The organism is Methylophilus sp. Leaf414, assembly GCF_001425425.1.
In the GTDB taxonomy this organism is placed as follows: Bacteria; Pseudomonadota; Gammaproteobacteria; order Burkholderiales; family Methylophilaceae; genus Methylophilus.
This window is the reverse complement of sequence record NZ_LMQQ01000002.1, coordinates 389,914-408,933: the sequence shown is the minus strand read 5'-3', so window position 1 is coordinate 408,933 and position 19,020 is coordinate 389,914. Positions and strand designations below refer to the sequence as shown.

The 19,020-nt window shown below is 48.8% G+C and carries 16 protein-coding genes; 9 read left to right on the top strand and 7 right to left on the bottom strand.

The window, feature by feature from the left end:
- The first annotated feature begins 14 nt into the window (after positions 1-14).
- Both pbpC and ASG24_RS06260 read left to right on the top strand, forming a co-directional pair.
- Positions 15-2,213 carry a penicillin-binding protein 1C gene (gene pbpC / locus ASG24_RS06265; protein WP_235562333.1) on the top strand — a complete coding sequence of 733 codons (2,199 nt, stop codon included), beginning with the start codon at positions 15-17 and terminating at the stop codon, positions 2,211-2,213.
- A 228-nt stretch (positions 2,214-2,441) separates the two neighbouring features.
- Positions 2,442-2,681 (top strand): hypothetical protein, encoded by a 240-nt coding sequence (locus ASG24_RS06260; RefSeq protein WP_055868917.1) that lies wholly within the window; start codon positions 2,442-2,444, stop codon positions 2,679-2,681.
- Positions 2,682-2,763: 82 nt separating this feature from the next.
- Here ASG24_RS06260 and ASG24_RS06255 read toward each other — a convergent pair whose 3' ends face one another.
- The gene (locus ASG24_RS06255) at positions 2,764-4,263 is read right to left on the bottom strand and encodes an iron-containing redox enzyme family protein (protein ID WP_055868916.1); all 1,500 of its coding nucleotides are present in this window, start codon (positions 4,261-4,263) and stop codon (positions 2,764-2,766) included.
- A 163-nt stretch (positions 4,264-4,426) separates the two neighbouring features.
- On the opposite strand from ASG24_RS06255, the gene ASG24_RS06250 reads away from it, so the two are divergent.
- On the top strand, positions 4,427-5,443 hold the full coding sequence (locus ASG24_RS06250; RefSeq protein WP_235562332.1) for a methyltransferase: 1,017 nt from the start codon (positions 4,427-4,429) through the stop codon (positions 5,441-5,443).
- An 8-nt stretch (positions 5,444-5,451) separates the two neighbouring features.
- Here ASG24_RS06250 and ASG24_RS06245 read toward each other — a convergent pair whose 3' ends face one another.
- From ASG24_RS06245 to ASG24_RS06235, 3 genes are all read right to left on the bottom strand, one after another.
- Positions 5,452-5,991 (bottom strand): YgjP-like metallopeptidase domain-containing protein, encoded by a 540-nt coding sequence (locus ASG24_RS06245; RefSeq protein ID WP_055868915.1) that lies wholly within the window; start codon positions 5,989-5,991, stop codon positions 5,452-5,454.
- Between the two features lie 117 nt (positions 5,992-6,108).
- A complete protein-coding gene (locus ASG24_RS06240) occupies positions 6,109-8,025 on the bottom strand; it encodes a bifunctional diguanylate cyclase/phosphodiesterase (RefSeq protein ID WP_055868914.1) in 1,917 nt (638 codons plus the stop codon).
- A 472-nt stretch (positions 8,026-8,497) separates the two neighbouring features.
- The gene (locus tag ASG24_RS06235) at positions 8,498-8,872 is read right to left on the bottom strand and encodes a hypothetical protein (RefSeq protein WP_055868913.1); all 375 of its coding nucleotides are present in this window, start codon (positions 8,870-8,872) and stop codon (positions 8,498-8,500) included.
- A 248-nt stretch (positions 8,873-9,120) separates the two neighbouring features.
- On the opposite strand from ASG24_RS06235, the gene ASG24_RS06230 reads away from it, so the two are divergent.
- A complete protein-coding gene (locus ASG24_RS06230) occupies positions 9,121-10,929 on the top strand; it encodes an alpha-amylase family glycosyl hydrolase (RefSeq protein WP_200936976.1) in 1,809 nt (602 codons plus the stop codon).
- Between the two features lie 81 nt (positions 10,930-11,010).
- Here ASG24_RS06230 and ASG24_RS06225 read toward each other — a convergent pair whose 3' ends face one another.
- The gene (locus ASG24_RS06225) at positions 11,011-11,469 is read right to left on the bottom strand and encodes a DUF2846 domain-containing protein (RefSeq protein WP_055868911.1); all 459 of its coding nucleotides are present in this window, start codon (positions 11,467-11,469) and stop codon (positions 11,011-11,013) included.
- 169 nt (positions 11,470-11,638) lie between these two features.
- Here ASG24_RS06225 and ASG24_RS06220 point away from each other — a divergent pair, with 169 nt between their 5' ends.
- Positions 11,639-11,818, top strand: coding sequence for a hypothetical protein (locus ASG24_RS06220; protein ID WP_055830272.1), 180 nt, complete (start codon positions 11,639-11,641; stop codon positions 11,816-11,818).
- 6 nt (positions 11,819-11,824) lie between these two features.
- Here ASG24_RS06220 and ASG24_RS06215 read toward each other — a convergent pair whose 3' ends face one another.
- The gene (locus tag ASG24_RS06215) at positions 11,825-12,790 is read right to left on the bottom strand and encodes a DUF72 domain-containing protein (RefSeq protein ID WP_055868910.1); all 966 of its coding nucleotides are present in this window, start codon (positions 12,788-12,790) and stop codon (positions 11,825-11,827) included.
- 461 nt (positions 12,791-13,251) lie between these two features.
- Between ASG24_RS06215 and ASG24_RS06210 the strand changes: the two genes are divergently transcribed.
- Genes ASG24_RS06210 through ASG24_RS06200 form a run of 3 tightly spaced genes read left to right on the top strand, consistent with a single transcriptional unit; the run spans position 13,252 to position 16,923 of the window.
- A complete protein-coding gene (locus ASG24_RS06210; RefSeq protein WP_055868909.1) occupies positions 13,252-14,763 on the top strand; it encodes a PAS domain S-box protein in 1,512 nt (503 codons plus the stop codon).
- The gene (locus ASG24_RS06205; RefSeq protein WP_055868908.1) at positions 14,735-15,178 is read left to right on the top strand and encodes a response regulator; all 444 of its coding nucleotides are present in this window, start codon (positions 14,735-14,737) and stop codon (positions 15,176-15,178) included. The genes ASG24_RS06210 and ASG24_RS06205 overlap by 29 nt, the downstream gene beginning before the upstream one ends.
- Before the next feature lie 2 nt (positions 15,179-15,180).
- Positions 15,181-16,923, top strand: a complete 1,743-nt coding sequence (locus ASG24_RS06200; protein ID WP_055868907.1) for a bifunctional diguanylate cyclase/phosphodiesterase — start codon at positions 15,181-15,183, stop codon at positions 16,921-16,923.
- A 49-nt stretch (positions 16,924-16,972) separates the two neighbouring features.
- Here the strand turns inward: ASG24_RS06200 and ASG24_RS06195 are convergent, their stop codons facing one another.
- Entirely contained in the window at positions 16,973-17,863 is an 891-nt protein-coding gene (locus ASG24_RS06195) for an NAD(P)H-binding protein (RefSeq protein WP_055868906.1), read from the bottom strand.
- A gap of 254 nt (positions 17,864-18,117) precedes the next feature.
- Here ASG24_RS06195 and ASG24_RS06190 point away from each other — a divergent pair, with 254 nt between their 5' ends.
- Positions 18,118-18,981 carry a bestrophin family protein gene (locus ASG24_RS06190; protein ID WP_055868905.1) on the top strand — a complete coding sequence of 288 codons (864 nt, stop codon included), beginning with the start codon at positions 18,118-18,120 and terminating at the stop codon, positions 18,979-18,981.
- Positions 18,982-19,020 lie beyond the last annotated feature (39 nt).

The window sequence follows — 19,020 nt, the reverse complement described above, 5'->3', positions numbered from 1 at the left end:
AGGAAAGAACTGCAGTGACCCGCAAGCGTATCGTGCTCGCAACAATGTCCATCTTCGTGATTGTTGCTAGTGCCTGGGTGTTTCTTACGCCTGTGCCATCATTTGAACAAGCCAGGTCTGCTACCCGTAGTTCTGAAGCGGTTTTGCTGGATAGGGACGGCCAGGTGTTGCAACGCCTGCGTCTGGATAAACAACGCCGTATGCTGGCATGGGTTCCCTTGCAGGACATTTCTCCCACACTGCAACAGGCTGTATTAGTCGCCGAAGATAAACGGTTTTACAGTCACTCAGGCGTAGATTTAATGGCGGCCGGTTCAGCCGTACTGGACAACCTGCATCGCTCGCGTGCCCGGGGTGCAAGTACCATCAGCATGCAATTAGCCAAGCTGTTAAATGCTCCAGCTGACGGTTCTTCGCAAAACAGCTGGCTGTCTAAGCTCAACCAGATACGGTATGCACTGGCGCTGGAATTGCACTGGAGCAAACCGCAAATCCTGGAAGCCTACCTGAATCGCGTCACGTTTCGCGGTGAGCTGGTCGGAGTAGATGCTGCGGCAAGAGGTTTGTTGGCTAAAGGTCCGAATGGACTGGATAACATAGATGCAGCTATCCTGGCATCACTCATCAAATCGCCGGGAGCCTCCCGCAGCCGGCTGGCGAAGCGTGCCTGTGCAACGCTGCAGACCATGCCGTTTTTCACCGGCAACAAATCCAAGCCGGATAGCTGCATGCAAGTGACCTTGCGCACAGCACTGTTGCCGTCACGACCGTTTCCAATCGCGGGTATGGACGATGCACCGCATCTGGCGCGACATTTATTAAACAAAAATGGCGAACAGTTGAAGAGCAGTATCGATGCCAGTGTGCAGCGTTTTGCGCGCAATACCCTGCGCACTCACCTGGCACAACTGGCAGACCAGAATGTGGAAGATGGCGCGGTGGTGGTGCTCGATAACCTGAGCGGCGAAGTGCTCGCTTATGTCGGTTCCAGCGGTGATTTATCCGGCGCGTCAGAAGTGGATGGCGTGGCTGCTTTGCGTCAGCCCGGCTCCACCCTTAAACCGTTTTTGTATGCACTGGCGATGGACCAGGGATGGCTGAATGCCAGTTCGGTACTGGACGATTCCCCATTGGCCCTGACCACCCCTTCCGGGCTGTATATCCCGCAAGATTATGACCGGCATTTCCAGGGCGCCATCAGTGTGCGCACGGCATTGGGTGCGTCGTTGAATGTACCCGCGATCCGCACGCTGACGCTGGTCGGCGTTGATCCTTTTCTGGATAAACTCAGGAAACTGGGCCTTAGCAGCCTGACCCGTGATGCAGATCATTACGGCTTTGGCCTGGCACTCGGTGGGGCAGAGACCACGCTGATGCAATTGACTAACGCTTATCGCGCATTAGCCAATGGCGGTCTATGGCAGGCGGTCAGTTTTATACCTGCCAGCACATCTACAGTAGAAGGTGAATCCAGGCAGGTGTTCAGCCCGCAAGCCAGCTTTATCATCGGCGATATACTGTCGGATCCCGGCGCACGCACCATCACTTTCGGGCTATCCAGCCCGCTCTCGACCCGCACCTGGGCAGCGGTGAAGACCGGCACCAGCAAGGCCATGCGCGATAACTGGGCGATTGGTTATACTGACCGTTATACAGTGGGGGTCTGGGTAGGTAATTTTTCCGGTGCGCCCATGTGGGATGTGTCCGGTATCACTGGTGCTGCGCCGGTGTGGCGCGATATCATTGAGCACCTTCACCAAAAACAACATAGCCAGCAACCGACGCCTCCAGATGGCCTTTTGCATCAGCAAGTGCGTTATCGACCACCGATTGAGTCACCGCGGCAAGAGTGGGTGATCGCAGACAATCGCATCACGCAAGTCGTATCCAATCAAATCATCAATATCAATGTTACCCCGGCATCAGCCATGCTGATTGCGCCGCCAGACTCCGCTATCATCGCCCCTGATCCGGATATCCCGCAGCAACGGCAGGCACTGCTGCTGCAATCCGGAGGGACTGGCCAATCCTGTATGTTGCTGGATAGTCGGCCGGTAGCAGCGTGTGGTAAAAGCAAAGTCGTGGTGCCATTGCCTTTACCAGGTAAGCATCAGCTGACATTGAAAGATACCAGTGGCAAATTACTGGATACGCATCATTTTGAAGTGCGGGCGTTAAATTTACCGATCCAGGCTAAAGGTAATCGTAAATAGGTATTGCTTTAGATACTTCAGCATTTGATTTCGCCTCCACTCGCTCAAAAATCGAAAAGGAACCGTTAATTCATTCAAAGAAATACCGATTAGAACTCCAACAAGCATGACACTTGCTCTCTGTTGTGACTCAGCTAAACCTTCACCTGCCCCAGATTTTAGATCATCCACATCCAGAACCATTCTGTACAATGTGTTATCAAACTAGCAGCAAGCAAGGAGGACTTAATGTTTAAATTCAAAAAATGGCTATGGACACAATGGCAAAAATTGCTAGGCACAGACCGCGCTTATGCCAGATACCTGAGCCATTTCCATCGCTACCAGGCGCAAGCTGCCGATAATGAACTGCAGCAATCTTTAAATCTTAAACCAATGAGTCGCCAGGCATTCGAGCAGGCCTGGCAAAAGAAAACGCTGAAGCCGACTGGTAAATCGTGTGGTTGCAAACCTGGCAGTTCTTGCTAGCGACAAGGATCAATAAAAAATTTCATTAAAAAAAGCCGCATATCAATGCGGCTTTTTTATTATCCAGCTATAAAAGAATGACTTAAAAAAGGGAATCCATATGCGATTTAAAGTAACGCGTCGCACATAAGCCTAAAGGGGTGTGATGCTTTGCAGGTGACATCCAGTCCACAAGGAAATTCATCAGTGTTTCTTCATTGTCGATACTGTGCACATAACGCTCAAAAGACAGCTGGTCCTGGTTAAAATCGGTCTCAGGCAATTTTTTACCTATACGGTTACCGGAATGGAAGTCATACACATTGCCATAACGGCTGTTTTTTGCATCTTCCTGCGCTTTGGACTGGCGTTCAACCATGCGCCATGGCCTACCTAAACGGGCCAGCATAGGCATACTTTCCAATGCATCTCCGGCAATCCAGTCATAAATCACTTGCTGTTCATAAGGTGTAAACACGCCAAACATGGCCGCTTTTTCACCAGCAATGACTTTCCAGAAAGGGCTTTGTTCAGGGTCCTGGTGGCGTTTGATCCAGCCTGTTTTTTCCATTTCGTATAAAAACATGGCGACCTGTTCATTATCCTGCAACCATTCATTTACAGTCTTGCCGCCGATCACACAGCGGTCAGAATGCATGAATTGTCCGATGTTGGCTTTGCTTTGCAGAACCCTTACCACTTCGCCTTGCAGGTCGAAATGCCTGATGATATCCAGTGTACTCAAACCGACGTCATTTAACTTTACGCCAGCAATTACGCGTTGCATAAATTCGCGTGAGTTATTAAACATTGGCATGGCTTCTTCAACCGCATCAATCGCTGAACGCGCATGACCAGATTGCGCATTATCAATAGTGGTGTGCAGCGTGAAATAATACGGATCTATATTGAGCTCTTTCAACTCGTAGGCAGTAATCAGCAGGTGCAGCGGTAGTTGCTCGTAGCCAAGATTAAAACCTATCACTTCCGGCAAATGGCTGTCCGTGTGTGCGGATAACGCTAATTGAATTGCACCTTGGGTGAAAAACTGGTCATCTAGCGTTTTCCAGTCTTCGCATCCATTGAGTTTTAATAGTTTGCGGTAAAGCACTACGTGGTTCATGGGTTCGACACCATCACCAAGCTCTTCGAGATAAATTTTGATCAGTGATGCTAGCCGCGGGTCTTGCCAATGACGCATCAAGCCAAATAACCATGCGCCATCTACAAGTTTGGTAGGTGCCACGGCTTTCAGGAAAAACAATGCATGGGACTTGCTGCCGAAATACCATCTGGGTTGACCAGCTTTTCGCGCTGCCAGGTATTCCCGGTATTGACGGCCTACGATTTCATTATGTTCAGTCAGCCAGTGATCCAGCTCTTGAATATTGGCAGGCATGCTGGCGGCATGGATGTCAGTTTCTTTTAATTTTTCAACCAGTAATTCTGCACTGTTTGCTTTGGTTGCTGCTGAATGATTAGATTCCAGCAAAGAGAAATAGACTGATTTGGAAGTCCAGTGATTAACAGCCTTGCTTGGCTGGCTCACCGCTCCCTGAGGTCTTTTTATTTCTCTTTCAATTTCAATACGCACACCAGACATAGTTACCGCCTCTGATTCATGAAGTTGGTAAGTTACGCATTTAGTGTCAAATTCCCTATCAGACAATCATGGAGATACATGTAGGAATACGCTTATTAAAACAATTGCGGAGTTCTGTTAAGCTGCCATTACAACTCATCAAAGCATTGCAAAGGTGTTCAAAGTGATCAAGCAAGTCGATAATCCATCAGCCCAGGATACACTGGGCTACGATCCTCTAGAAAAGCTGCTGCGGGCTTTATATGAACGCGGTTACCGATTTGTCACGGTGACCCCGACCACGCATAGACTGGTAAATGAGCGCCCGGAAAATGCATGGGCAAAAACTTTGCAGGATATTTTTGGCTGGAATCGTCCATTCACGCAGGAAAGTATAGATGCTGATATTTTTGAGCTCATGCATGCTGCCGCCGTGCTGCGTGCGGTAGATGATGGCTGGCAATCCCTGGTGCGCGTTTCCAGTGTGGCGGATAAATTATTTGTCCATTCCGGCTTTCCAACCGAGGCGCAAGACGCCGTGTTTTTTGGCCCGGATACCTATCGTTATATTAATGCCATGTATCACTCACTGGCGACGCTGCAAGGCAAGGTTCAACGTTGTGTGGATATTGGTACCGGGTCTGGAGTTGCAGCGATTTTGCTGGCTGAAGCTTTACCATATGCAGAAATTTACGGTGTGGATATCAATGAGAAAGCGCTGGCTTTTTCAACGACCAACGCCAAGGCGAACAGCATTGCCAATGTCTATTTTCAATTTAGTAATCTGCTGAATGATGTGCAAGGCGAATTTGATGTGATTATTGCCAACCCGCCTTATCTGGTAGACCCATCTGCCAGGGCATATCGCCATGGCAACGGGCCATTAGGTGCGCAGTTATCGCTGGATATTGTCGATGCTGCCCTGACCAAACTTTCTCCTGGCGGCACGCTCATGCTGTATACCGGTGTCGCAATCGTCGAAGGGCACGACCCGTTTCTGGAAGAAGTCAAACAGAAGACCAAAGAAGCTGGTTGCACCTATCAATATTCAGAGATTGACCCGGATATTTTCAGTGAAGAACTTGCTACCGATGCCTATGCGCGGGCAGACAGAATTGCCGCCGTCTGGTTATTGATCAGCCGGCCTACCATTGAGGCAGATAACTTGCTGCAACTCATCAGCACAGTAGCTGAACCGTAAGCCAGCACTTACTTTGTAATGGATACAGGGGTTGCAACAGTCGGCATCTTGTTCAACGTCAGCCATAGCAAATGTACCCGGCAATCAAACTCATATTGCATGTAATTGGGTTCCATATGCTGGCACAATTGATAAAACGCTTTGTCGTGATCACGTTCTTTCAGGTGCGCGAGTTCGTGCACGACGATCATGGTCAGAAATTCAACCGGGGTAGATTTGAAAAACGCTGAAATGCGGATTTCTTTTTTGGCTTTAAGTTTGCCGCCCTGCACCCGCGAAATAGCAGTATTTAATCCTAGCGTCTGTTTTTCTACCGTGAGTCGATTATCAAAATAGACTTTATCTAACAACGGTGCATTTTTTAAATAGCGCTGCTTAAAATCGTTGCAGAAGTCATACAGTGCCTTATCGCTTTGAATAGCATGTGCCTGCGGATAGCGCTTGCTTAGGTAATCGCCCAATTTGCCTTGGTCATGCAATTGTGCAATCTGCACATGTAACTGTGCGGGATACCCGGGTAAATATTGCTGGATTAACTGCAAAGACATACAGCTATTTTAGTGCACCAGCCCAATATTGGAAAATCAAACGGATTTAGGCAATGTAACAAGTTTGGAATCGGATACGGTGAAACTCCCACGCCAGCGATTGCTTAACAGAATCACCTAGGCAACCAAATCCTGTTTTAACTCATGTTCAGCCAGGTATGCAGGAATATGTTCCGCTGCCATAGGCTTGGAATAGAAATATCCTTGTACCAGCTGGCACCCCATCTGCTGCAAAAACTGCACCTGGCTACCGGTTTCAGCCCCCTCGGCAACGCACTCAACCTGCATGCCCTGGCACAAGGCCAGAATTGAACGCACAATGGTTTGGCTAGTGGTGTTGGTTTCAATATCCTTGATAAAACTACGGTCGATTTTGAGCTTGTCCAGCGGCAGGTTTTGCACATGGCTCAGACTGGAATAACCGGTGCCGAAATCATCCAGGGCAATCCGCGCACCCGCCTGGCGTAGCAGTTCGATATTATCTTTGGCGGTGGCAAAGTCCTGCAACAGCGCCGTTTCGGTGACTTCAAAAACAAAACGTGAAGGATGCAAACGGCTCTGCGCTACCATGTAAATCAGCTCTTCAATCACCGCTTTATTGGTCACGTCATATGCTGACAAATTGAAAGAGAGGCGAATGTGTGCCGGCCATTCTGCCATCACGATAATAGACTTGTGGAACATCAACCGCGTGAGGTCAGAAATTACTCCTAAACTTTCTGCCACACCAATAAACACCGCTGGTGGCACAATGCCTAAAGTTGGACTATTCCACCGCGCCAGGCTTTCAAATGAGCTTATCTCGCCAGTGCCTACATTGATGATAGGTTGAAACACCGGGAACAGCTCTGCCTCCATATCCGCCACACGCAATGCCTGGTCTACCTTGTGCAGATGCTGTCGCTCTTCCTCGAGTGTCTTCGAGTAAATCTCCATATTGCCACGGCCAGTGCGTTTCATGTGATAAAGCGCAAAATCCGCATGTTCATACAGTTCTTGCGCAGTATCTTTGGTGTTGGAAAACACGCAGGCACCAATTGAAGCCTTGATGTTAATGAGAATGCCGTCGACATTCATAGGTTGCGAGATGATACGATTAATCTCTTTGCCTACCTGCTTTAAAATCGCATTCTGCGCATCCGTGACTATCTCGAATGCAAACTCATCGCCACCCAAACGGTAAAACTGCACGCCGGCGATCTTTACACGTGCCAGGCGCTCGCCTACTTCCCTCAAGACCAGGTCGCCAGTATGGTGTCCGTATACATCATTCACTGGCTTAAAATTATCCAGGTCTATAATGCCGACCGCAAAGGGTTCTGCGGTTTTTTTGGCACGTGCGAGTTGCTGTTCTACATGCAGGAAAAACTGGCGGCGGTTCGGCAATTGCGTTAACGCATCCAGATTTGCCAGCCGCCGGTTTTCTTCCAGCAAAGTATGGGTTTCGTAAGTGGCATTAATAAGCCGGTCAAACACGTTGTTGCTGGCCCGCATGGCGAATAGCATGCCTATCTCAAACACCAGCACCAGCCCGGCCAGCACATACGGTTGTTGAAAATTTCCCATGAAAATGCATACCAGCGCAGCAGAAATTAGCAGAAAATTATAGATGAAAGCCGCAATCCCAATCTTACTGAAGATGAATGCAAAACACAGGCCAAACAGTGTGATATAGATAACGAGGAAATAATGCCCGAAGCTATCGGTATGGTTGAACAAATACAAACTGCGGAAAAATGTGATGGTGCCGGAAATGATCAGTACTACCGATGCCGCGCGCAAGCGCCAGCGAACTTTTTCTATGCCAGGGTTATCTTCGCGGTGCCAGAACCAGTACATAAACAACATGGCGGCAAAGGTCATGCGTATCAGCGGCAAGGCAATAGATACGCGCCAGTCAACGCCATCCCGCAAAGCAATAATCTGGATAGCCGTCGCACTTAAGCCGGCAAATATGACGACAGGCACATCAGCCATCAGGCTGTGATACCTGGCCAGCAAAAGCTCAGAACTCGTTGTTTTAGAAAAAGGCATGTTTTAATTCACTTCTGATTGACTGATATTAATTGCTGTCAATTTGTTTTAATCTTTTGGAAATAGACACATTTTCCACTCTATTCTCAATTGTCAGCTTCATAAAAAGTGCATCAAAACCAATTGGCGACGGGCTGTCACTCTCTTTAAATAGTTATCACATCAAAAATTCAGTCACCGCCAGCTGGACAAATCAACATAGGGGAAAAGATTCCGTATGGTAAGCTAGTCCTACAAAAACTGAGCTTTTCGTGAACAGTTTTTAATAAAATGATTATTAAATCCATTCCAGCTGACTAAATGGTGAATTTACTAGCATTTGCTAAGCCGCTATTGGATCAGATCGCTTACTCTTAGCAGAGACGGTTAATCGCTCGCTACAGAGCAAATTTGTTCGACTTCCATTGCATTGATTGAAAAAGAAAAAGCCGGGGAATCCCGGCTTTTGTCATTGTAAATTCTAAGACTTCATTTAAATCGTTGCTGAATACCCTCTATGCCTGACAGGTCTTGCGATAGGCAAAGGCGCTTCTTCAAACTCATTCTGGTAAACCTTGATTAGCTCATCGCCATGCTTCAAAGTCAGTTCAAATCTAGTCACATCTGATGAGGTCAAAGTCTCAGTGCACTCCATTGATTTGTAAGTCAGAGAGAGATAAATATCTGGCTCAATCTGCAATTCGAAGCATTGACCATAAGCAGCGCCACAGCTGACGTCGGTCTGGCTGAATCCCAGTACCCGCGCATTGCGGCAGGCAATAAACCAATAGCGCTCTTTGCAAGCCTGGTTTATCGAAACCCTTAACTCTTCAAACACTTCATTCGCAAATTCAATCGATGTCAGCATAATTCTTTAACCTGTCCACAACTTTAATAATTTAAATTTTCGGCTATTTTAGTGGCGCAGCCGATTTTTGATTGCAGGCTTGCGGCTGATTCTCAAGTAAGACTTTTCTGACAGAGTCCGCTGACAGCATTATCAGAATCAGACTTCTTTTGACACCTTTATAGATTGTATAGATTCTCCTACATTATCCACGCGTGAATAATTCACGTGCGGCTCAACACTAACGATTTATTAACGGAGTTATCATCATGTCGTCTGCCAGCCTGCAACCCTCCTTCGATCCATTGCCCGGAATGGGCGCTATTCCACATGCGCATGGGGTGGCATTTCGCGTATGGGCGCCTAATGCAGACAAGGTCTCAGTTATCGGCACTTTTAATGACTGGCAAGCGGAGACGGATGACTGTGTGCATGAAGAAAATGGCTACTGGTATGCCGATCTTTCCCATGCCAAGCCAGGTGATGAATACAAGTTTCATATCGTCAATGGTGAACAGCAACTGCAACGTATAGACCCTTACGCCAAAATCGTTACCAACTCGGTAGGTAGCGGCGTGATTCCTGCGCTGGATTTGTTCGAGCCGCCAAAAAACCATTTTCAAATGCCCGCCTGGAATGACCTGGTCATTTATGAAATGCATATCGGCACGTTTAATACTGAAGAAGGCAAGGTCGGCACGTTTGACAGTGCCATTGAACGCCTGCCACACCTGAAAGCATTGGGGATCAATGCGGTCGAGCTGATGCCGATTGCTGAGTTTGCCGGTGATTATTCCTGGGGTTATAACCCTGCGCATCCTTATGCTATTGAAAGCGCTTACGGTGGTGCGGACGGCTTCAAGCGTTTTTTAACCGCAGCACATGAAGCGGGCATCGCCGTGATTGTGGATGTGGTTTACAACCATTTTGGTCCATCCGACATCAGCTTGTGGCAGTTTGATGGCTGGAGCGAAAACAATAAAGGCGGTATTTATTTTTATAATGACTGGCGTTCCACTACGCCTTGGGGCGATACGCGCCCGGATTATGGCCGTGGCGAAGTGCGCCAGTATATTTTTGATAACGCCATGATGTGGCTGGGTGACTACCATGCCGATGGTCTGCGTTATGACATGACGCTGTATATCCGCAGCGTAGAAGCCGATGCGCAGGACCTGATTGCCGAAGGCTTCAGCCTGCTGCAATGGATCAACAGTGAAGTGCAAATTCGCCATCCGGGCAAAATCACCATTGCAGAAGACCTGCAAAATAGCGCGGAGCTCACCTTGGCTAAAGAGCATGGCGGCGCTAACTTCAGCAGCCAATGGGATGCCGGGTTTGTGCACCCGATCCGAGAGGCATTGATAGAAGGCGATGATGCCCATCGTTCTATGCATGCCGTGCGCGACGCCCTGCTGAATCAGTACAATCATGATGCATTCCAGCGTGTGGTCTATACCGAATCACATGATGAAGTTGCCAACGGCAAACAACGCCTGGTTTCTGAAATTGACCCTAGCGATCGTCCGAACAGATATGCCATCAAACGCTCAACCCTGGGCGCTGCACTAGTCCTGACTGCGCCAGGCATTCCCATGCTGCTTCAAGGCCAGGAATTCCTGCGTGATCAATGGTTCCGTGATGACAGACCCATCGACTGGCAACGTGCAGAAGAGTACGCCGACATTACCACCCTCTACCGCGACCTGATCAATCTTCGCCTGAACCGAGCAGGGCATTCCGCTGGTTTAAGCGGGCAACATACGTCGGTTTACCATGTGAATGACAACGACAAACTGATCGCCATGCATCGTTCAAAAGAAGGTGGCGCTGGTGATGACGTAGTCGTCGTGTTCAACTTCGCCGAAGGCCGCAAAGAAAATTATGTCATCGGCCTGCCGCAAGGTGGTGAATGGAAGCTGCGTTTCAACAGCGACGCCACGCTCTATAACGAAGAGATGGATGAAACCCCTTCAGGTGACATCAATGCCAACGAAGAAGGCAAGGACGGTTTAGGCTACTCAGCGCCAATCACCATTGGCGCCTATACATGCCTGATTTATTCGCAGGATAAATAAACAAACGACATCTTCAAAAACATTGAAAGCTTGTTAACAAGAAAGCCGCACTTAGCGGCTTTTTTGTTAGGCTTAATGCGATTACTGACTGCAATGTCCTTGGCTTGCCAAACCCAAACCAGATATTTGTTTCTGTCCCTCAGTTTCATCTACCAGTTTCAACCCTGCACCACCAACTGCGACGCCAAACTTAATATATTGCTGGATGAAGTAATTTTTTCCACTTTCGGTTTTAAGCAATAAATCGTTAGGTGAAAATTCGGATTCAGTTGAAATCTTATGTTCCTGGTTTGCACTTACTTCCTGGAAGAAAAATACGTTAGGCGCTGTTTCGCCCAAACATTTCCCATCCACCCAGACATCCTTCTTCAAAGCGCCGCCAAACGAACCATAGCGATATACGTAGAGACCGGACTTGCCATCTGCTGGTGGCTGGAATTTTTTGGCATCACTTGTTTTTTGTGAAGATTCCATCGGCACTGAAGCACAACCAACGACCAGAAAAGCGCTTAAAGTAACTAATAACGTTTTGTTTTTCATATTATCTTTCTTATTTTTTTAGATAATTAATAACCCAGAGACGTTTAACAGAGAACTGCCAAACAATGCTCAATATACATGAATTTACAAACGGAATTATTAAGCGACTCAAACTTTAACTGCGATCAACTGCTCCAACCTATAGGTAACTTCCTGAAGGAGAAACATCATGACCACAGCGTTAAAAGAAGCCAAACTGGAAGCGCATTTAGATGCGGTGGAAAAACACAAAGCATTACTCGAAAAATTACATTTGAATGGCAACCAGCATCTGGATGAAGTAAATAGCTCGTTGCAAGAATTGACCCTGACATTGGAAGAGTATTTGAAGATTATCGGCATTCCGTAAAGCGGGTTACTTTGCCGGTTTTGCTTTCCCCCGGGCTTTGGTGGGATTCAATTCGCCAGGCTCATCCGCGTGTGACCAATCCAGTTCACGCAACCCGGATTCCAGTTCCAGCCGCCTTAACAGCTTGCGTGCATCAAACGGCGCTTTCACTTTGATATCATTATCAAAATAGCAATACACATCGCGTGATTTGCGTTGTGTCGGAGCCTCTTCAGAAACCAGTTTCGCATCTTCCGGCTGGCTGCCTTTACTCCAGGCATCGATGCGCGCAGCCCAGTGATCGAGTGCCTTATCGGTGTAACCACTGGCATACAGCTCTTCTGCGCCATGCAACCTTAAGTAAGTGAAATCGGCGGTGATATCTTGATTATCCGGCCACTTGCCTGCCGTATCTGCAATCACCAGTGCCACGTTATATTTGCGCAGCAATGTTATAAATTCGGGAACCTCGAAACTCTTGTTGCGGATTTCTACCGCATGCCGCAACGCACGTTTTTGATCGGCTTTGATAAATTCACGATTGTGCATAGTGGCATCACGCTTTTCAGCCAGCTTGGCAGCGGCTTCTGTGTCATGCGGTAACTGCTTCAAAAAATTTTCGAACAGAGCTGCATCGAACCTGAAGCTCGGCGGAAACTGCCACAAGACAGGTCCCAGCTTTTCCTTGAGCGCCAGCAGGCCCGAGGCAAAAAAATTCGCCAAGGCTGTTTCAATATTTTCCAGCCGTAATATATGGGTAATGTAGCGCGTGGCTTTAATGCTGAATACAAAATCTGGCGGTGTTTGCTCATACCAGCTCAGGTAACTACTTGGCCGTTGCAAGGCATAAAAAGAGCCATTGAGCTCGATGGTTGGCAACGCCTGCGAAGCAAACTCAAGCTCACGCTTTTGAATCAGGCCTTTAGGGTAAAAGACCTGGCGCCATGGCGGATAACGCCAGCCTGAGATACCAATCAAAATTTGCTTAGCCATCAAGGTTGGTATGTCGTCGCCAGTATTAAGTTCAACCGCTTGCGATTTGCGGGCCCGTTATCATTCAAAGAAAACCAGCAATTTTACTTACACCCTGACAAACATATCCTGATATCCGCATCTGCAAGCGATTGTCAGAAAAACAATATGAATGGCAGAGGTTATCCCTGCTACAAACGGATCATCTCGTTGTGGTAATTTTTAAAAAAATAGATAGAATTGGCATAAATATGTATATAGAACCACTGAGGTTCACCTCAGTCGCAGTCACGTTTGCCAGGATGGAGCAGCCATTGCTGAAGCAGCCGTTCTAGCAGCATTTGTCACGCAACCGGACACTTAATAACGTTAAGCAGTAAACAAGAACTTAGTCAGGAAATTGCAAAAAGCTTGTCCTGGTGCGACCACATTGCATCAGGGCTGCTCACCCGACAAATTTGTGACACCAAAGGGGGCTGTAGATGCATGATGACATCGGCGACATCGAGCGTGCCAATTTGCGCTTTCGCCAGGTAGTTGAAGCCGCGCCCACAGCCATGGTCATGGTCAACAAACGGGGCATCATCGAAATGGTGAATACCCAGACCGAACTCATTTTTGGCTATAGCCGTGACGAATTGCTGGGTCAGCTCATTGATATCCTGTTACCAGAACGCTTCCGCCACCAGCACCCGCAACACCGTGATTCCTTTTTTTCTGACCTCAGTCCGCGCGCCATGGGAACCGGCAGGGACCTGTTTGGCCGCCGCAAGGACGGCAGTGAGTTTCCCGTAGAGGTTGGTATCAATCCGATTGAAACCGATGATGGTGTCAAAGTCTTGTCAGCTATCACGGATATTTCTGCCCGCAAGCGCCTGGAAGAGCGTTTCCGCCAGGTAGTTGAAGCTGCACCCAATGTCATGGTCATGGTGAACAAGCGCGGCATCATTGAAATGGTCAATACCCAGGCCGAGACAATCTTTGGTTACAGCCGGGCGGGACTACTGGGCCAGCCCATCGACATCCTGCTGCCGGAGCGTTTCCGCCACCAGCATCCGCAACACCGGGATTCCTTTTTTTCCGAGCTGAGTCCACGCGCCATGGGAACTGGCCGCGATCTGTTTGCCCGCCGCAAGGACGGCAGTGAATTCCCTGTCGAAGTAGGCCTTAACCCGATTGAAACCGATGATGGCGTCAAAGTGCTTTCCGCCATCACCGACATTTCAGCCCGCGTCAAAGCCAGCATCAAACTCGCTGAGCACAGGGATGAACTTGAACGCAGCAATAAAGAACTGGCGACTTTTGCCTATGTCGCCTCGCATGACCTGAAGTCGCCGTTGCGCGGCATTTTCCAGATTTCGCACTGGATTGAAGAGGACCTTAACAACGGTCACACCGAGGCAATCCCACAGCATATGAACCTGCTGCGTGGCCGCCTGCGCAGGATGGAACGCCTGCTTGACGACTTGCTGGCCTACTCCCGCGCCGGCCGCCTGGAAGGCAGTGTCAGTCAGGTGGATCTCGGAAAATGGGCGCAAAATATTTTTGAGATGCAAACACCTCCGGAAGGCTTCACGCTGGAAGTGGCTGCCGACCTGCCAACCTTCAACACACTGACCACACCACTGGAACAAGTCCTGCGCAACCTGTTCAGCAATGCAATCAAACATCATGATAAACCTGCAGGCCGGATCAAACTTAGCTGGCGGGTAGCCAGTAAGCATTACTATGAATTCAGCGTGGCTGACGATGGGCCGGGCATTTCGCCAGAGTACCAGGAGCGTGTATACATCATGTTTCAAACCTTGCGGCCGCGCGATGAAGTCGAAGGCAGCGGTATGGGGCTGGCGCTGGTAAAAAAGATAGTCGAAGCCTATGGCGGCAGCACCAGCATTGAGTCAGATGGTATTCGTGGCAGCGCTATCCGTTTTACCTGGCCAATCAACATTGAAGAGAGGCTGAACCGTGCAAATTCTGCCGAAGCAAAACTATAAAGAAGTCACCCTGCTGATTGTTGACGATGACGACATCGACGCGATCGCACTCGAGCGTGCCTTACGCAAAATGCGACTACTCAACACCGTGCTGCGTGCACGTGATGGTCGGGAAGCGCTGGATTTGTTACGCAGTGGTGCGGTCCCCCAACCTTATATTATCTTGCTCGACCTCAATATGCCGCGCATGAGTGGGCTTGAATTTTTAAAAATGCTGCGTACAGATCCGCAGCTGACACATGCCGTGGTATTTGTTCTGACCACATCGAAATCAGATGAAGATCTGGTGGCCGCCTATCGCAAACACGTTGCAGGCTACGTATTCAAGCAGCACATGGACCGTGACTTCATGGAGGTGATCGGGTTTATCGAGCATTACTGGCGGCTGGTAGAACTACCCGTCACAAAGGAATAAAGATGCGATTGCTACTCGTGGATGACGATGAACTGGACCGGATGGCTGTTATCCGGGTTTTGCAAAATCCCAGGCTGGTCAAAGACATTGTGCAGGCCAATAATGCCGTCAGGGCTCTCAAACTGTATGATGAACATACATTTGATATCGTCCTTCTGGATTACCGCCTGCCTGACATGGAGTGCTTGGATGTCTTAAGCAAGCTCACGCAGCACGCTGAAAAACATGCTGCCGTGGTGATACTCACCGGCATGGAAGACAATGAGATCATAGAGAGAAACTGCATTTTCGCGGGCGCCCAGGATTTTTTGCTGAAAAAAGAACTTTCAGAACGCCACCTGACCAAGGCACTTCTGCATGCAAAGGCGCGGCACGAGCTCACCAGCAAGCTGATTGATACGCATAAGCGTCTCAAATACCTGGCGGAAAATGATCCCATGACCGGGTTATCCAACCGCTACTACTTTGAGGAACACCTGCGAGGCGCCATCCAGCGTGCTCAGCGCCTCAATTTCCAGCTCGGCCTGATCTACCTGGATATCGACAATTTCAAACTGATCAACGACAGTCAGGGTCATGACTCGGGAGACCAGTTACTCCAGCAGATTGCACAGCGTTTACTGACCGTGGTGCGTGAAGGTGATGTAGTCTGCCGCCTGGGGGGCGACGAGTTTGCCATTGTCGTGCACGATCTGGATACCGAAACCTCGGTGGGCGCCCTTGCACAACGAGTGCTTGAGAGCATACGTGAACCGATTCCGCTGAACAATACTGAACACTTTGTCACCTGCAGCATAGGGATTGCAACCTATCCCAGGTGTGCGACTAACGCTGAGGATATGCAAAAACGGGCGGACCTGGCCATGTACCAGGTCAAGCGTGAAGGCCGCAACGGTTTTCATTTCTATAGCGAAGACCTTCAAGACCAGATACTGCACCGGATCATGCTCGAGGGAGAGTTACGCTCCCAGCGTTTGCAAAACCAGCTGGTTCAACACTACCAACCGGTCATCAATGCCAAGACCTTCCAGGTATGCGGCGCCGAGATGCTGATGCGCTGGAAACATCCGGTTAAAGGACTGCTACCTCCCATCGAATTTATAGATACCGTTGAAGAACTCGGCTTCCTTGCCGCCATTGACACCCAGAACAGGCAACTGGCATGCCTGCAGCTTGCCCAATGGCGTAAAGAAGGCCATGTCGATGACCAGTTTGTATTAGCGGTCAACGCCAGTGAGCAACTGTTGCAACGCGAAAGCATGTTCAACGACATTCAACACGACCTGGCAGCCGCAGGCCTGAGTGGCGGCTGCCTGTCGATAGAAGTCACGGAAAGTGTACTCGTATCAGACTTCGAGAAAACATCGGCCATCCTCAATAACCTCAAGTCCCTGGGCGTGAAGATCGCCCTCGACGATTTTGGTATCGGATACTCTTCCATGTCTTACCTCAAGCGCCTGCCCGCTTCCATCCTGAAAGTGGACCGCTCATTTGTGCAAAATGTACCGGAAAGCGAAGCTGACAGCCGTATATTGAAAGCCCTGATTGTCATGGCAAAAAGCCTGGATCTCGATGTGGTGGTAGAAGGCATAGAAACCGTCGCACAAGCCCGCCTCTGCCGTGAATTAGGGGCGGATATGCTGCAGGGCTATCTGTTTGCCAAAGCACTCTCGCCAGATGACTTTGTCGCATTTTTAAACGCACACGACCCCGTCAGGTATCGCACATTATCATCAAATGATTAAACACCCGCCAATCTGCACTGGCGGGTGTTTAGTGAATGCAAACGGTTGGTCACTGCCATTCATCCAGCGCTAGCTGTTGTCTGATAAAGTCTTCCGGGGACGCAGGCTCTAAACCAGTCAATCGCTTGAAATCTGCCGTTTGAATATCCATCGCCCCCTGCAACAGGGCTTGATCGATCTCTACCAGCAATTTTGCTACCGCATGTGGCAAGCCAGCCTTACCGTATTGTTCAAGCTTTTGCTCCCCATTGATCGCCTGATAGGTAACCGGTTTATTCAACAACGAACCGAGCCTGCTGGCAAACGTCCGCAAATTGAGGGTTTGCCCGGTCAACGTGAAAGTCATGTCCTTGCTTTCAGTAATCAAGGCTTGTGCCGCCGCTTTGGCGCAATCTTCACGTGCGATATAGGCGATGGCGGCGTTACCAGAGACTGAAGAAACCGTACCCGTTTCAATTGCCTCTCTGATCTGGGGCATAAGCATGTCGTAGTAAAACGCATTTCGCAAAATCGTATAGCGCATCGTACTTTGTTGTATCAGTGCTTCAGTAGCTAAATGATCCCTGGCAGGCGGCATCGGCAAGCCATGCAATGGTTGGATGAAGGAGGTATAGACAACCTGCTCTGTGCCAGCATGCCTGGCGGCGTCAATAGCATGGCGATGCTGCTCTACGCGCTTGCCCGTGCCATCCAGCAGATTGGTACTAATAAGCAGCATGCGTTTGGCACTACGAAATGCACTGGCAAGCTCAGCCGGTTCATCAAAATTCGCCTGCCGGATCTCCACACCCGGTTGTTGATACATCGCCAGCTTCTCAGGGGTACGCGTTGTGAGAATCAACGGTCGCTGCTGATGAATTTTTTGCTTTAGAAGTGTTTGCACTACAGCTTGGCCCAGACGGCCAGAAGCTCCTGAAATCAGGAGAGGTGAGTGAGTCATATGGTTTCCTGTCAATAGATGACGCGCCAATCGAAGCTGGACTGGCTGGCGTCAAATGTAATGGGAGCGATGCACAACTACATCGCCAAACATTTAAATCAAGCAGGAAAATACAATCAACATGGCTGAATTATGCAATTGAAACGGGCGAGACACAATACCATCCTGTTTAGCCTGCCCTTTTGCTGGCGCTTGTTTAACCATGTCTGCGCCTCCATGCTAAACTCGACCCATTACAAAACCAACCTTCCACCATGATTCAATACAACCCAAAAGACTGGATTATTTTCATCTTCCGCTTTCATGAGTCAGACACCTTCCGGCGTCTGTTTCCCATGATGGTGTTTATCGGGATTTACGCCGCCGGGATTGCCTACCTTGAATTGCAATATTTGAAGTTATCCGACAGCAGCCATGTTAAAAACCTGTCGTTAATCCACACCACGGTCGGGTTTGTATTGTCATTATTACTGGCTTACAGAACCAACACCGCGTATGACCGCTGGTGGGAAGGCAGGAAGTTGTGGGGGGCATTGGTGAATAATAGCCGCAACCTGGCGATCAAGCTTTCGGCTTATTTATCCGATGAATCAGACCGCGATTTTTTCAGGAAAATCATCCCGACTTATGCCTCGGTGCTTTCTCAGCATTTAATGAATGAAGAAGTGAGCAAAATGCTGTTTGAAGGGCTGGATCTGGAAATCGATCACCACGAACATCACCCGAACCAGATTGCACAACATCTATTCCAAAAAGCCAATGAACTCTATACCACCGGAAAAATCAGCGGGCACCAGTTCTATATCATTAACGCCGAGCTGCAATCTTTTACCGATATATGTGGTGCGTGCGAACGCATTAAAAATACGCCTATCCCGTATTCTTACAGCGCTTTTATCAAGAAATTCATTTTCTTTTATGTGATGACTTTGCCGTTTGGGTTTGTGTTTAACCTGGGCTATTACGTGGTGCCGGTAGTGGTCTTCATTTTCTATGTACTCGCCAGCCTGGAACTGATTGCCGAAGAGATCGAAGACCCGTTTGGCAGTGATGCAAATGACCTGCCCACCGCAAAAATCGCTTCCAATATCCAGAAACACGTAGAAGAATTATTGTAAAAATAACTACAAAAAAGCCGCATCTAGCGGCTTTTTTCT

Excerpts from the sequence above, each read along its gene's own strand:
- ASG24_RS06260 (WP_055868917.1), top strand. The coding sequence starts at position 2,442 with ATGTTTAAATTCAAAAAATGGCTATGGACACAATGGCAAAAATTGCTA.
- ASG24_RS06255 (WP_055868916.1), bottom strand. The coding sequence starts at position 4,263 with ATGTCTGGTGTGCGTATTGAAATTGAAAGAGAAATAAAAAGACCTCAG.
- ASG24_RS06245 (WP_055868915.1), bottom strand. The coding sequence starts at position 5,991 with ATGTCTTTGCAGTTAATCCAGCAATATTTACCCGGGTATCCCGCACAG.
- ASG24_RS06240 (WP_055868914.1), bottom strand. The coding sequence starts at position 8,025 with ATGCCTTTTTCTAAAACAACGAGTTCTGAGCTTTTGCTGGCCAGGTAT.
- ASG24_RS06235 (WP_055868913.1), bottom strand. The coding sequence starts at position 8,872 with ATGCTGACATCGATTGAATTTGCGAATGAAGTGTTTGAAGAGTTAAGG.
- ASG24_RS06230 (WP_200936976.1), top strand. The coding sequence starts at position 9,121 with ATGTCGTCTGCCAGCCTGCAACCCTCCTTCGATCCATTGCCCGGAATG.
- ASG24_RS06225 (WP_055868911.1), bottom strand. The coding sequence starts at position 11,469 with ATGAAAAACAAAACGTTATTAGTTACTTTAAGCGCTTTTCTGGTCGTT.
- ASG24_RS06220 (WP_055830272.1), top strand. The coding sequence starts at position 11,639 with ATGACCACAGCGTTAAAAGAAGCCAAACTGGAAGCGCATTTAGATGCG.
- ASG24_RS06215 (WP_055868910.1), bottom strand. The coding sequence starts at position 12,790 with ATGGCTAAGCAAATTTTGATTGGTATCTCAGGCTGGCGTTATCCGCCA.
- ASG24_RS06210 (WP_055868909.1), top strand. The coding sequence starts at position 13,252 with ATGCATGATGACATCGGCGACATCGAGCGTGCCAATTTGCGCTTTCGC.
- ASG24_RS06200 (WP_055868907.1), top strand. The coding sequence starts at position 15,181 with ATGCGATTGCTACTCGTGGATGACGATGAACTGGACCGGATGGCTGTT.
- ASG24_RS06195 (WP_055868906.1), bottom strand. The coding sequence starts at position 17,863 with ATGACTCACTCACCTCTCCTGATTTCAGGAGCTTCTGGCCGTCTGGGC.
- ASG24_RS06190 (WP_055868905.1), top strand. The coding sequence starts at position 18,118 with ATGATTCAATACAACCCAAAAGACTGGATTATTTTCATCTTCCGCTTT.